The organism is Streptomyces cavernae (assembly GCF_004023625.1).
GTDB lineage: Bacteria > Actinomycetota > Actinomycetes > Streptomycetales > Streptomycetaceae > Streptomyces > Streptomyces cavernae.
Genome location: NZ_RPDJ01000032.1, coordinates 1 through 12,674, shown reverse-complemented (window position 1 = coordinate 12,674; position 12,674 = coordinate 1). Strand labels below are relative to the sequence as shown.

The 12,674-nt window shown below is 71.1% G+C and carries 10 protein-coding genes and 1 pseudogene; 4 read left to right on the top strand and 7 right to left on the bottom strand.

Annotated features, from left to right (window positions below):
* Nucleotides 1-19: 19 nt before the first annotated feature.
* Nucleotides 20-703 (bottom strand): response regulator, encoded by a 684-nt coding sequence (locus EF387_RS34485; protein ID WP_128380532.1) that lies wholly within the window; start codon nucleotides 701-703, stop codon nucleotides 20-22.
* Between the two features lie 252 nt (nucleotides 704-955).
* Between EF387_RS34485 and EF387_RS34480 the strand changes: the two genes are divergently transcribed.
* Complete coding sequence (locus EF387_RS34480; RefSeq protein ID WP_128380531.1) at nucleotides 956-1,894, top strand: helix-turn-helix transcriptional regulator; 939 nt, start codon at nucleotides 956-958, stop codon at nucleotides 1,892-1,894.
* Here the strand turns inward: EF387_RS34480 and EF387_RS34475 are convergent.
* Entirely contained in the window at nucleotides 1,883-2,623 is a 741-nt protein-coding gene (locus EF387_RS34475; RefSeq protein ID WP_202918455.1) for a Type 1 glutamine amidotransferase-like domain-containing protein, read from the bottom strand. The genes EF387_RS34480 and EF387_RS34475 overlap by 12 nt on opposite strands.
* Before the next feature lie 242 nt (nucleotides 2,624-2,865).
* On the opposite strand from EF387_RS34475, the gene EF387_RS34470 reads away from it, so the two are divergent.
* Nucleotides 2,866-3,600 carry an alpha/beta fold hydrolase gene (locus EF387_RS34470; RefSeq protein WP_128380530.1) on the top strand — a complete coding sequence of 245 codons (735 nt, stop codon included), beginning with the start codon at nucleotides 2,866-2,868 and terminating at the stop codon, nucleotides 3,598-3,600.
* Nucleotides 3,601-3,727: 127 nt separating this feature from the next.
* On the opposite strand, the gene EF387_RS34465 is transcribed toward EF387_RS34470, so the two are convergent.
* The 3 genes and pseudogenes from EF387_RS34465 to EF387_RS34455 all read right to left on the bottom strand — a co-directional run.
* Complete coding sequence (locus EF387_RS34465) at nucleotides 3,728-5,773, bottom strand: SpoIIE family protein phosphatase (protein ID WP_128380529.1); 2,046 nt, start codon at nucleotides 5,771-5,773, stop codon at nucleotides 3,728-3,730.
* A gap of 563 nt (nucleotides 5,774-6,336) precedes the next feature.
* The gene (locus EF387_RS34460) at nucleotides 6,337-6,741 is read right to left on the bottom strand and encodes a VOC family protein (protein WP_128380528.1); all 405 of its coding nucleotides are present in this window, start codon (nucleotides 6,739-6,741) and stop codon (nucleotides 6,337-6,339) included.
* Between the two features lie 140 nt (nucleotides 6,742-6,881).
* Nucleotides 6,882-7,157 (bottom strand): annotated as a pseudogene (locus EF387_RS34455) (GntR family transcriptional regulator); the annotation flags it as partial.
* 220 nt (nucleotides 7,158-7,377) lie between these two features.
* On the opposite strand from EF387_RS34455, the gene EF387_RS34450 reads away from it, so the two are divergent.
* Nucleotides 7,378-9,663: an alpha-L-fucosidase gene (locus tag EF387_RS34450; protein WP_128380527.1), complete on the top strand. Its 2,286-nt coding sequence runs from the start codon at nucleotides 7,378-7,380 to the stop codon at nucleotides 9,661-9,663.
* Here EF387_RS34450 and EF387_RS34445 read toward each other — a convergent pair.
* Both EF387_RS34445 and EF387_RS34440 read right to left on the bottom strand, forming a co-directional pair.
* Complete coding sequence (locus EF387_RS34445) at nucleotides 9,650-10,687, bottom strand: L-idonate 5-dehydrogenase (RefSeq protein ID WP_128380526.1); 1,038 nt, start codon at nucleotides 10,685-10,687, stop codon at nucleotides 9,650-9,652. The two genes, EF387_RS34450 and EF387_RS34445, sit on opposite strands and share 14 nt — an antisense overlap.
* A gap of 26 nt (nucleotides 10,688-10,713) precedes the next feature.
* Entirely contained in the window at nucleotides 10,714-11,484 is a 771-nt protein-coding gene (locus tag EF387_RS34440; RefSeq protein ID WP_128380525.1) for an SDR family oxidoreductase, read from the bottom strand.
* 160 nt (nucleotides 11,485-11,644) lie between these two features.
* Here EF387_RS34440 and EF387_RS34435 point away from each other — a divergent pair, with 160 nt between their 5' ends.
* The gene (locus tag EF387_RS34435) at nucleotides 11,645-12,412 is read left to right on the top strand and encodes an IclR family transcriptional regulator (RefSeq protein WP_128380524.1); all 768 of its coding nucleotides are present in this window, start codon (nucleotides 11,645-11,647) and stop codon (nucleotides 12,410-12,412) included.
* Nucleotides 12,413-12,674 lie beyond the last annotated feature (262 nt).

Genomic DNA, 12,674 nt, shown 5'->3' with positions numbered 1-12,674 from the left:
CCGGTTCACTCCGCTTTCGTCAAAGCGCCGTCCGGACGGCGCCGTTCGCCCACGCCCACGCGGCCACCTCGACCCGGTTGCGGACTCCCAGCTTGCTGTGGATCTTTCCCAGATGTGTCTTGACCGTGGACAGGGACAGGAACAGCTCGTCGCAGATCTCCTGGTTGGTGCGGCCCACCGCCACCAGCTGGACCACCTCCAGTTCCCGGGCGCTGAGCGGGAACGGACGCGGCCCTGCGCCGGGCACCGCCGGCACCTGCTCCTCCAGCCGCTTCAGCAGCCGGACCGTCACCGCGGGCGAGACCAGCGCGTCACCGCGTGCGGCGGCCCGTACCGCCTCGACCAGCAGCGCCGGTGTGGCGTCCTTCAGCAGGAGGCCGCAGGCGCCGTTGCGCAGTGCGGTGTTGATGTAGTCGTCGTGGTCGAAGCTGGTGATCACGACGACGTGGACCGGATCCGGCACCGCGGGACCGGCCAGTAGCCGGGTGACCTGCAAACCGTCCAGCTTCGGCATGCGGATGTCCACCAGGCAGACGTCCGGCCGCAGTTCGCGCGCCATTTCCAGGCAGGTGAGCCCGTCCGCGGCCTCGCCGACCACCTCGATGCCGTCCTGGGCGTCGAGGATGAGCCGGAAGCCGGCCCGGACCAGGTCCTGGTCGTCGGCGATGAGGACACGTGTCTTGGTACCCCGGGGTCCGCTCACCCGACCGATCCTTCCACAGCGGGGGCGAACGTCTGTACGTCTTGGAAAGGCCCGCGGCGGTACGTCGGCCCGGTACGGCTTGGGCCATACGGCCGATGCGTTCGGCGGGAACTCGGCCGAACGGCCGATGCCTACGGCGGAGACGCGGGAGGACAGTCGACGAACACCGTCCGCCCCAGCGGTCCGGACGGACAGCGCGCCCATCCCCTGCGGAAGCGCACTGGTTGTCGTTGCCCCCGGCGGAAGGAACGCATGGTGCGAAGCTCGTTGCCCCCAAACCCGGTCCCCGTCCTGGCCCCGACCCGGGCCGAGGGCCGGTCCGCCCGGCCGCCCGGCAAGCTCGACGTGATCGCGACCATGGCCTGCGACGACGGCGACTGGCCGTACCGGAACCTGCTGCGGGGGGACGAGGGGCTGCGCCTGCGCCACGTGCGGTCGCCGCACGAGGAACTGCTCGACGCCCCCGCGTGCCACGTCGTGCTGCTGCGGGGCCCGGACGCCGTGGGCGAGGCCGCACGACTGCTCGGCACGCCTGGCGAGGGGACGCCTCCCGTGCTCCTGATCTGTCCGACGGACGAGCCCCGGCAACTGGCCGACGCGCTCCGGCTCGGTGTCACCAGTTGCCTGGCCGAAGGGGACTACGACGGCCGGATGCTGCTGCACGCGCTGCGAAGCACCGCCGCCGGGCACACCCACATATCGCCGGCGGTCCGTGATTGCGCGTGGCACGCCGCGACCTCCGGCGTGCCCGCCACGGCCCCAGCCGCCTCGGTCACCTCGGGGATCTTCATCGCCTCCGCGGCCTCTACGGGCTCGTCCACCGTGCCGTCCGCGGAGCAGCCCGGAGGAACCTGGGCCGCCCGGCCCACTGCTCCCGGAGCCCCTGCCGGTCCTGCTGGTACCACCGGTCCCGCCGGTCCCGCCTCTTCCCCCGGTCGCGGGGCGCAGCTGCGCCGGATGCTGTCACCGCGCGAGCGGCAGGTCATGGACCTGGTGGCGAGCGGCGTCAAGGTCGCCGAGATCGGCCGGAGAATGTCGCTGACCGCCAAGACCGTACGCAACTACCTCTGGGCCATCTACACCAAGCTGGGCGTCTCCACCCGTACGGAGGCCGTGCTGCTGTGGCTGGACGCCCGCCCCCACCCGGAAGACGCACCCGGACGATCACTTCTCACCACTTCATGCGGGTGAAGTGGGCAGTTGCGCTGCGGCGAGCAGGCGACATCGCATGGCCTGTTCCTTGACTCCGCCATCCCTGCCGGGCTCCACGCGATACAGACAGGCCTGAGGCGTACGGGTCACGGACTCCGCCAACAGGCCGTCCGTGAAGAGGGCACCGACGCCGTCGTCGACTGCCCAGCCCGCTGGAAGCACGCGGTTTGCCACGGCTGCCTGATAGGACGATCGTCGACCCGGCTCACTGTCGTAGTGCGGGCAGACCGAGCCGGACAACAAGCCCAACCCGTCCGAGAGGTGAGTCAGCGGCCCGAAAGAGTCGGTGTGCGAGCCCTCGGCCCAGCAGTTGGCACCAGCGCTGATGCCGCACAGCAGGGTCCCACGGTCGAAGGCCTCGCGAAGTAGCCGGTCCACACCGTGCGCGCGCCAGACCGCCAGCATGTTCGCGGTGTTGCCCCCACCCGCATAGACGACGTCTTGAGAGAGCAGGAACGCGCGTAGGGCCTCGTCATCGAGCTCCCGCCGAAACAGCTGCAGGACGCTGGGCTCGCAGGAACGTGACTGGTAGGCCCCGAAGAACTGCTCGATGTAGGCGGGGGCGTCGCCACTGGCTGTCGGAACGAAACACACCTTGGGGCGAGGAACGGGCACCTGATCGAGCACCCAGTCATCCAGCAGACCATCGTCGTCGGTGGAGAAGCCGCCTCCGAGCAGAGCCAAACGACGTTCCGGAACGACAGCCACGAGGGTGCCTCCTCAGATCGCGATCGGACCGCACGATGCCTGAACCGTGCCAAGCCATCGGCTACTTCCGCAATCGAATAGTCCGCACCGCGATCGCGCCGGCCGTGGCACCGGTATGCGCGGTCGGTGTGACACCCGTGCACGGAGAGGCAATTCGGCTGCCCGTCCGATTGGTGTGATGGAGGCCGGGGTGGCCAAGTGCCGGTCCCGTCGTACATGTTGATGATCAGGAGTTGTGGTCCATGACTGGTAAGCCGACCGTCGTTCTCGTGCACGGTGCGTTCGCCGAGTCCTCCGCGTGGAATCCGGTCACCGAGCGCCTGCAGGCCGCGGGCCACCGGGTGATCGCGTTCGCCAACCCGCTGCGCAGCCTGTCCGGCGACGCGGAGGCCCTGCGCAGCCTGCTCACCTCGATCGAGGAGCCGGTCGTCCTCGTCGGCCACTCCTACGGCGGGGCGGTCGCGACCAACGCGGCGCTCGACGTGCCCGGCGTGCGCGCGCTGGTGTTCGTCGCCGCGTTCGCCCCGGAGCACGGCGAGAGCATCGGCGACCTGACCGGCAAGTTCCCCGGCAGTACCCTGCCCGAGGTCCTGGACTTCGTGCCGCAGGCCGACGGCACCACCGACCTCTACATCCGTCAGGACGCCTTCCACCAGCAGTTCGCCGCCGACCTGCCCGTCGAGGAGGCCACGCTCAACGCCGCCGCCCAACGTCCGCTGCGCGACACCGCCCTCAACGAGCCCTCCGGTGAGCCGGCCTGGCGGACCGTCCCGTCCTGGTTCGTCTTCCCGGAGCTGGACCGCAACATCCCGCTGGCCGCGCACCACTTCATGGCCGAACGCGCGGGCGGCAAGGACACCACCGTCGTGCCCGGCGCCTCCCACGCGCTGCCGACCTCCAGCCCGGAGGCGGTCACCGCCACGATTCTCAACGCCGCCGCGCACATCGACCGACCGGCCGCCGCGCAGGACGCCTGACCGGCACCGCCGCGCCGGACCGCGGCCGATGAACAGGGCCGACCCGCCACGGGTCGGCACTCGGCGGGCACCCGGCGCGCACGCGCAGCCCGCCGGACGGCGTCCGTCCTCCGCGCCGTGACCGCGCTCAGACACGGGTGCGGACGAGCAGGAGCGCGACGTCGTCGTCGGGTTCCGGGCGCAGGGCGCGGAGGACGGTGTCGCTGGTCTCCTCCAGGCAGTGGCCCGAGCTCTGCAGCAGACGGGTCAGCGCCGTGAGGCCCCTGTCGATCGGTTCCCCCCGGTTCTCGACCAGTCCGTCGGTGTAGAGGGCGAGCAGTGAGCCCGCGGCGAAGGGCAGCTCCACGGTGCCGAAGGCCACACCGCCCACCCCGAGCGGTACACCGCCGGGCACGTCGACGAGTTCCGCGGTGCCGTCCCCCCTCGTCAGCACCGGCGGCAGATGACCGGCGCTGGACAGCGCGCAGGTGCCGCTGCGCACGTCGCACACGGCGTAGACACAGGTGGCGATCGCGTCGCCGAGCGAGCCGGCGATGTCGTCGAGGTGCCGCAGCAGCTCGTCGGGCGGCAGGTCGAGGCGGGCCAGCGCACGGGTCGCGGTGCTCAACTGGCCCATGATCGCGGCTGCTTGGACTCCCTTGCCCATCACGTCCCCCACGATGAGCCCGGTGCGTCCCGGCCCCAGCGGCAGCACGTCGTACCAGTCGCCGCCCACCTCGCTCAGGGCGGGGAGGTAGCGTGCGGCGATGTCGAGCGCCTCCTGCCGGGCCGGCGCGGACGGCAGCAGACTCCGCTGCAGCGTCAGGGCGGCGGAGCGTTCCCGTCCGTAGAGGCGGGCGTTGTCGATGGATATCGCGGCACGCGCGGCGAGTTCCGAGGCGAGCACGCGGTCCTGTTCGTCGAAAGGCCGCTCGTTGACGGTGCGGTACAGGGTGAGGGTGCCGAGCACCTTTCCGCGGGCCATGAGCGGCAGCGCCAGATAGGAGTGCACGCCCGCGGAGAGGAGCATCCGGGCGACGCGTGCGTCCCGGGCGATGCGCCGCATCATCCGGCCGTCCACGCGCCCGACCAGGACCGGCTGGGCAGTACGGACGCACTGGGTGATCATCCGCGAGGAACCGTAGACGGCCACTTCCCCGACGGGGTCGGCGGCGTGTATGACGTCCGTGGGATAGCCCGCCGCGACGGCCAGCGCCCTCAACTCGACGGGTGCGTCACCCGTGACGGGCGTGATGGCGCCGTGGGCCACGACGGATTCGAGGACGTCGACGGCCGCCAGGTCGGCCACGTGCGGCACGGCCACCTCGGCCAGCTCCCGCGCGGTCTGCCGGAGGTCCAGTGTGGTGCCGATCCGCACTCCCGCGTCCGCGATCACGGCCAGGCGCTGACGGGCCTCGGCGACCTCGGCCGCGGCCTGCTGGCGCTCGGTGACGTCCAGGACGGACATTGCGAGCCCGAGCACCCGGCCGTCGCTGTCCTCGATGCGGTGGTACGACTCCGAGTACGCGCGGTCCTGGACGTCCGCAGCCGTACGACCGACGGTCTGCTGGTCGAGCAGGGGCTCGCCGGTCTCCAGGACGTACCGCATGCGGGCTTCGATGGCCTGCACATCCAGGTCCGGCAGTACTTCGCCGACCCGGCGGCCCAGCACGGCCGACTCGGGTACGCCGTTCATGCGCTCGAGCGCCGGATTGACGCCCACCCAGCGCAGGTCGTTGTCGAAGACGGCGATGCCCACCGGGGTCTGGTTGACGAGGCTGTTCGACAGGGCCAGGTCCCGCTCCACGCCCCGCACGGTCGTCGCGTCCGTGGCGATCCCCAGCAGGTGGGGCCGGCCCTCGCTGTCGAGCAGGCGCATCGTGCGGAACTCCACCGCGCGCTCCGTGCCGTCCCGGTGCCGCAGTGGGAAGACCCCCGCCCGCCGGGCGCCCGAACTGACCTGGGTGAACAGTTCCCTGGCCCGTGGACGGTTCTCGCGCGTGACAAGGAGTCTGTCGGCGCGCTGCCCCAGGGCCTCCTCGGGGGAGTAACCGAGCAGATGCTCGTTCTCGGGGCTCCACAGCGCGATGTACCCGTCCGCGTCCAGGACCACGGCCGCGACCTTCAGGACGTCCAGTAGCCTGCCGGGCGCCGCCGTGACCTCGTCACTGTCAGGGGTCGCATACCCGTGCATGCGAGCCGCTCCTTCCGGCGCGGCAGGGGTACCGCCAGAGTCCGTCACATGTTGTCCGATGAGGTCACAGTACGGTCGGACACGCGCACTGTCGCGCTGAGACGACAAGTGCTCTCACGCTGAGACGACAAGTGCTCCGCGGGGCGGTCCGCCCAACGGCGCTCGGCGGATGGCGTGCCCGGCGGTGGGGCCCGCTGGGCGGTGCACCTGCCGGACTCCCGAACCCGCACCCGCACCCGCCCCCAGACCCCGGACCCGCCCGGCGGTGCGGCCTGCCCGGGAGTGCGGCCGGTCCGCCGAGCCGCAGCGTGCGCCGGAACCGTGGCCCGCCCCCCAAGCCCCGGCCCCGGACCTGTCGCCTTGCCTGACCGACCGGACCCTGACCGACCCGGACTCTGACCGACCCGGACTCTGACCGGACCCGGACCGAACCCGGACTCGGACCAAACCCGGACCCGGGCCCGCGCCCAGTCGCGGGCCGAGCCCATGCCCGTGCCCGGGACCGTCGGCCCTCCGGGCACTGGGTCCCGGGCACGGGCGGCACGTCGGTTCTGTCAGCTGTCCTACGAGCCGATGTTGACCATCCAGGAGATGCCGAAGCGGTCGGTGCACATGCCGAAGACGTCGCCCCACATCTGCTTCTCCAGCGGGACGGCCACGGAGCCGTTTTCGGACAGCTTCTCCCAGTAGCCGCGGAGCTCGGCGTCGTCGTCGCCGCTGAGGCTCACCGCGAAGTTGTTGCCCGGCTCGAGCTCCGTTCCCGGAGGCGCGTCGGCGCCCATCAGGGTGAAGCCGCTGGAAGTCTCCAGCCTGCCGTGCATGATCTTGTCGGCGTGCGGGGTGCCCTGCTGGCCGAAGTCGCCGTAGCTGTTCAGCGCCAGGGTGCCGCCGAACACCTCCTTGTAGAACTCCAGGGCCTGCCGGGCATCGCCGGCGAAGCTGAGGTAGGGGTTGAGCCGCGAGACCATGGAAACCTCCCAAAAGGGATGGACGGTCGGATCTGCGCAGGCTAACGCGCACCACTGACAACGGCCTGCCATGAGCGCGACCGGGTCGCCACGCCGCCGGAAGGCAGCACCCGCTCACGCCCGGGGAAGTCAGCCAGGCCCGGGGAGGACGCGGTGGTGGCCAGGTGGTCCCGCAGCCATTGCTCGGTACTGCTGACGTGCAGCAGCGCGGCGGCCTGGGTGAGCGCGGCGTCCCGACCGGCCGGCGCCGCGAAGATCGCCTCGTGCTCCGCGAGGGTGCACCCCGCGGCCCGGGCGTCCACCAGACCGCGCCAGATCCGACGTCGGCCAGGCCCCGCCGTGGAGATCCGGGTGGCGGCCAGGCCGGCGGCGACCGGTTCGAGCAGCCGTCCGACTTCCATCAGGTCGCGCCTGGCGGGCGCAGTGAGTTCTCACTCTCCGTTGATCGCCCGCTACGGCCACCCTGTCAAGACATTCCATGTCTCCCGCAGTTCGATCTGCAAGATAACCAGCAAAGCGGGCAAAAGCTAACTGCTCCAGGGCTTATTCATCCCTGCACGCCCGTTGACACCCACGGCCTGCATGGCTGACCTTCATGGCGTAACACCTGACACGCCAGCCCCATGTGTACCGGTCATGCCTTTGCGTGTAACAGCCGAGACGGAGGTCTCCGTGGTGTCGAGAGCGATCAGCAGGCGCACGATCAGCAGGCGCACGTTACTGGCCGGTGCCACGGCCGTCGTCTCGGCCGCGGTGGCCACTGACGTGGTCGCCGCCGGAGGCGCCCTGGCGGCCCCGCGCACCTACCGGCCCACATGGGACTCGGTGAACCGGCACCCGGCGGCACCCGAGTGGTTCCGGGACGCCAAGTTCGGCATCTATTTCCACTGGGGCGCCTTCAGCGTCCCCGCGTACGACAGCGAGTGGTACCCACGCAACATGTACGTGCCGGACGACAAGGCGAACAAGCACCACACCGCCACCTATGGCAGCCCGACCGAGTGGCCGTACCACAACTTCATCGACGGGGCGGACGACCTGGCGGGCAACCGCACCCAGTTCGCGCCGAAGCTCAAGTCGGCCGGCGGCAACTTCGATCCCGACGAATGGGTCCAACTGTTCGTCGACGCCGGCGCGAGGTTCGCCGGGCCGGTCGCCGAGCACCACGACGGCTACTCGATGTGGGACAGCCAGGTCAACGAGTGGAACTCGGTGAAGAAGGGCCCGGGCCTCGATCTGCTGCGGCTGTTCACCGACGCGATCCGCGCCAGGAAGCTGAAGCTGCTGGTGGCGATGCACCACGCGTACAACTACACCGGCTACTTCGAGCACGCGCCCGCCCAGTCCGACCCGAGCCTGCAGAAGCTCTACGGTCAGCTGGGTCCGGAGCAGGAGAACCAGCTCTGGTACGACAAGCTCAAGGAGGTCGTCGACCGGGCCCGGCCGGACATCCTGTGGCAGGACTGGAGGCTCGACCACGTCGACGAGACGCAGCGGCTCAACTTCCTGGCGTACTACTACAACCAGGCCGCGAAGTGGGGCAAGGAGGTCGTCGCCACCTACAAGGACGGCCTCAACAGCCACGGCGCGGTCTTCGACTACGAGCGGGGCGGCCCGGCCGACCTGACCGCGCCCTACTGGCTGACCGACGACAGCATCTCCAACTCCAGCTGGTGCTACACGGAGGGCATCGGCTACTACACGCTCGCGCAGATGCTGCACTCGTTCATCGACCGGGTCAGCAAGAACGGCAACATGCTGCTCAACATCGCCCCGAAGGCCGACGGCACCATCCCGCAGGGGCAGCGCGACCTCCTGCTGGGCATCGGCGACTATCTGAAGCGCTTCGGCGAGTCGATCTACGGGACCCGGGCCTGGACGGCGTACGGCGAGGGGCCGACGAAGATGGGCGGCGGCTCCTTCACCCGGCCCACGGCCGGCACCGCGCAGGACATCCGGTTCACCCGCAACAAGGCCGGCACCGTCCTGTACGCGACGATCCTGGGCCGGCCCGGCGGAGCTCTGACGCTCAGGACGCTCCGCTCCGACCGGATCGACCTGGGCTCGCTGTCGTCGGTGCAACTGCTCGGCTCCACGGCCGGCGAGTACATCGACCTCCCCGCCCCGGCCCAGTCCACGGCCGGGCTGAAGGTGACCCTTCCGTCGGTGATGCCGTTCGACGCCCCCGCGTACGTCCTGAAGTTCCGCTTCTCCGGCCGCATCCCGACGCTGCGGCCCCTCGCCGGCGCCCTGGTCTTCAAGGACGCCCGCTACTCCGGCGACAGCGCCGTGCTCGCCCTCGGCGACCACACCGCCGAGCAGCTGACCCTCGCCGGGATACCGCCGCGCACCCTCTCCTCGCTAAAGCTCGCCCCCGGATACCGGATCGTCGGCTACACGGGTGACGACCTCACCGGTACCTCGTGGACCTTCACGGCGGACAGGGCCGACCTGCGCCGCACCGGTGCGGACAACAGGATCGCCTCACTGAAGGTCACTTTCGACCCGTCGGTCTTCCTCCGGATCACCAACGTCACCAACGGCCTGGCCCTGGACGGCGGCGGGGTCGTCCCCGGCGGTTCCGATCTGGTGCAGCGGACCTGGGACGGCGACGCCGACCTGCAGTGGCACGCGGTCGAACTCGGCAACGGCTACCACAGGCTGGAGAACCGCACCAACGGCATGGTCGCCGACGGCTGGGGCGCCACCGGCGACGGCGCCACCGTCAGACAGCAGGAGTGGAACGGCACCACCCATCAGCAATGGCTGATCACCCACCGCGGCGACGGCAGGTACTCCATCGCCAACCGCACCACGGGACTCGTCCTCGACGGCGGCGGCAACGTCTCCTCCGGTTCCGTCACCAAGCAGTGGACCTGGGGCAACAGCACCAATCTGCTGTGGACGTTCACCGTGGTGTGACGGCCGCGACGTCCAGCAGGACCTTGGAGGCGACCGTGCGGTCCCGGGCGATGTCGAACGCGGCGACGGCACGCTCCAGCGGGAAGGTGTGGGTGACGGTCGGCTCCACGGGCAGGCCCTGGGCCAGCAGGGACAGCGCCTCGTCGAACTCGGTGTCGAATCGGAAGGCACCGCGCAGTCCGAGTTCGCGGGTGACCGCGACATTGCCCAGCAGCCCGACCTCGCCGGGCGGCAGCAGACCCAGCAGTACGACGGTGCCGCCGCGGCGTACCCGTTCCACGCAGGTCCGCAGCCCCGCCGGTGCCCCGGACGCCTCGACGGCGATGTCGAAAGGGGCGTCCCAGGCGGGGGCGTCGGCCCGGTCCGCGCGTGCCGTGGCGGTCGCCCCCATCTCCGTGGCGATCCGCAGCGGCTCGTCGAGGAGGTCGCTGACGACGATCTCGGCGGCGCCGCCGTGCCGCAGCGCCGCCACCACGAGGCAGCCGATCGGACCGGCGCCGGTGACCAGGACCCGCTTGCCGCTCACCTCGCCCGCCCGGTGCACGGCGTGCAGCGCCACCGACAGCGGCTCGGCGAGAACGGCCCGGCGCAGGCTCAGCCCGGGCGGCAGGGGACGGATCTGGTCGGCGGGCACGCTGATGAGCTGGGCGAATCCGCCCTGGACGTGCGGGGTGTGGGCGGCGCTGCCCAGATAACGGGTGTGGGCGCAGATGTTGCGCCTGCCGCCCGCGCACTCGTGGCAGGTGCCGCACGGTGTGGCGGGATGGACCGCGACGGCGGTGCCCACCGAGGGTCCGTCGGTGCCGGGCCCGAGGGCGGCGACGTGGCCGACCACCTCGTGGCCGAGCACCATGGGCTCGCGCAGTGCGAAGTCCCCAACCCGCCCGTGGTGGTAGTAGTGCAGGTCGGAACCGCAGATCCCGCCGAGCGCGACGGCGACCGCGATCTCACCCGGCCCGGGATCGGCGGGCGGCCGCTCGTCGACCCGCAGATCACCGGCTCCGTGGACAACACACGCGTGCATGGAAGCTCCTTGAGTGGTCGGCCGGGTCACAGGACGGAGAGCATGCCGCCGTCGACGTACAGCAGCTGTCCGTTGACGAAGTCGGAGGCCGGTGAGGAGAGGAACAGCAGGGCGCCGACGAGGTCCTCGACCTTGCCCCAGCGGCCGGCCGGCGTTCGCCTGCGCACCCAGGCACTGAACTCCTCGTCCGCCACCAGCGCGGACGTCAGTTCGGTGTCGAAGTAACCGGGGCCGATGCCGTTGACCTGGATGCCGTGCGGCCCGAGGTCGGCGCACATTCCCTTGGTGAGCATCTTCAGGCCGCCCTTGGTCGCCGAGTAGGGCGCGATACCGGGGCGCACCGCCTCGCTCTGCAGCGAGCAGATGTTGACGATCTTGCCGTGGCCCCGGGGCACCATGCGCCGGGCGACCTCGCGGCCGACGAGGAAGGCGCTGGTGAGGTTGGTGTCGAGCAGGCCGTGCCAGTCCTCGTCGGTGAACTCGAGGAAGGGGGCGCGGCGTTGGGCGCCGGTGTTGTTCACCAGGATGTCGATCGGCCCGGCCCGGTCCTCGATCCGGCCGACGGCATCGGCGACCCCGGCGGAGTCCGTGACGTCGAACGCTTCCGCGAGGACCGCCTCGCCGAACGTCCCGGCCAGTTCCTTACGGGTCTCCTCCAGGGTGACGGTGTCGCGGCCGTTGAGGACGACCGTGCAGCCGGCTTCGAGCAGGCCGCCGGCCAGTGCCCGGCCGATACCGCGGCTCGATCCGGTGACGAGCGCGACCTTGCCGGTCACGTCGAAGACGGGGTGGCTCATGGGAGGCCTCTCAGGCGCGGGTGGGGGGTTTCCACTGAGTGGGAAGGTCATCTGCTCAATGGGAAACATCGTCCGCGCCGCCGATGAGCGGTGTCAACACCGCGTAACCGCGAAGTCCGCTCAGTGAGACTTCTTTCCGCTGAGTGGTAATTTGCCGTTCGTGAGCACCAGTGAAGTCCCGGCCGACGTCATCGGTCGTGCGATCCGGCTGCTCGTCCTGGTCGGCGAGCATCCCCACGGCATCACGCTCTCGGCGCTGGCCCGTGAGAGCGGCGTTCCCGTCAGCACCGCGCACCGGCTGGTCAACTCCCTCTGCCGCGAGGGCTTGGTGGAGTTCGAGACCGCCGGCAAGCGCTACAAACCTGGCCTCAGGCTGTTCCGGCTCGGCCAGCAGGCCGGCCAGGCCTACGGCTTCGCGGGCACCGCCCTCCCCGTGATGCAGCGGGTGACGCGGCAGACCGAGGAAGCCACCCTGATGTCCGTGCTCGACGGCACTCGGCACCTGTACGTGCACTACGTGGACGGGCCCCTGCCGGTCGGCGTACGCAGCGAACCGGGCCGCCACGGTCCGCTGCACTGCACGTCGATGGGCAAGGTCCTGATGGCCTTCGCACCCGAGGACGTGCGCGCCGACCTCCTGGACCGTGTCGAACTCACCCCGTACGGACCGAACAGCATCATCGACCGCGACGTCCTGCGCGAAGACGTCGCCCGCGTCGCCGAACGCGGCTACGCCACCGCCGACGAGGAGCACCATCGCGGCCTGCGCGCCGTGGCCGTCCCGATCCTGCGGGCCGACGGCAGCGTCTTCGCCGCCCTCTCCACCGCCGCGCCCGCCTTCCGTCGCAGCATGGACGACCTGGTCGCCATGGTGCCGCTGCTCCAGGCGGCCGCCGCCGAACTGGGGCTCCGGCTGCCTGCCCGCTGACCCGGCCGCGGCACACCGCCCCGTCCGACCACGAACGCCCGGTCCCGCGCGGCACACAGACCAGCCCCGTCCGGCGCGCACCGCCGCGTCCGGCGCGCACCGCCGCGTCCGGCGCGCACCGCCGCGTCCGGCGCGCACCGCCGTGTCCGGCGCGCACCGCCGTGTCCGGCGCGCACCGCCGTGTCCGGTGCGCGCCGTGCGGCACACACCGGCCCCGTCGGGCCCGCGCCGAGCGGTCCCTCAGCGCCCACCCGACCCCGGT

Excerpts from the sequence above, each read along its gene's own strand:
- EF387_RS34470 (WP_128380530.1), top strand. The coding sequence starts at position 2,866 with ATGACTGGTAAGCCGACCGTCGTTCTCGTGCACGGTGCGTTCGCCGAG.
- EF387_RS34450 (WP_128380527.1), top strand. The coding sequence starts at position 7,378 with ATGCCTTTGCGTGTAACAGCCGAGACGGAGGTCTCCGTGGTGTCGAGA.
- EF387_RS34465 (WP_128380529.1), bottom strand. The coding sequence starts at position 5,773 with ATGCACGGGTATGCGACCCCTGACAGTGACGAGGTCACGGCGGCGCCC.
- EF387_RS34460 (WP_128380528.1), bottom strand. The coding sequence starts at position 6,741 with ATGGTCTCGCGGCTCAACCCCTACCTCAGCTTCGCCGGCGATGCCCGG.
- EF387_RS34440 (WP_128380525.1), bottom strand. The coding sequence starts at position 11,484 with ATGAGCCACCCCGTCTTCGACGTGACCGGCAAGGTCGCGCTCGTCACC.
- EF387_RS34480 (WP_128380531.1), top strand. The coding sequence starts at position 956 with ATGGTGCGAAGCTCGTTGCCCCCAAACCCGGTCCCCGTCCTGGCCCCG.
- EF387_RS34445 (WP_128380526.1), bottom strand. The coding sequence starts at position 10,687 with ATGCACGCGTGTGTTGTCCACGGAGCCGGTGATCTGCGGGTCGACGAG.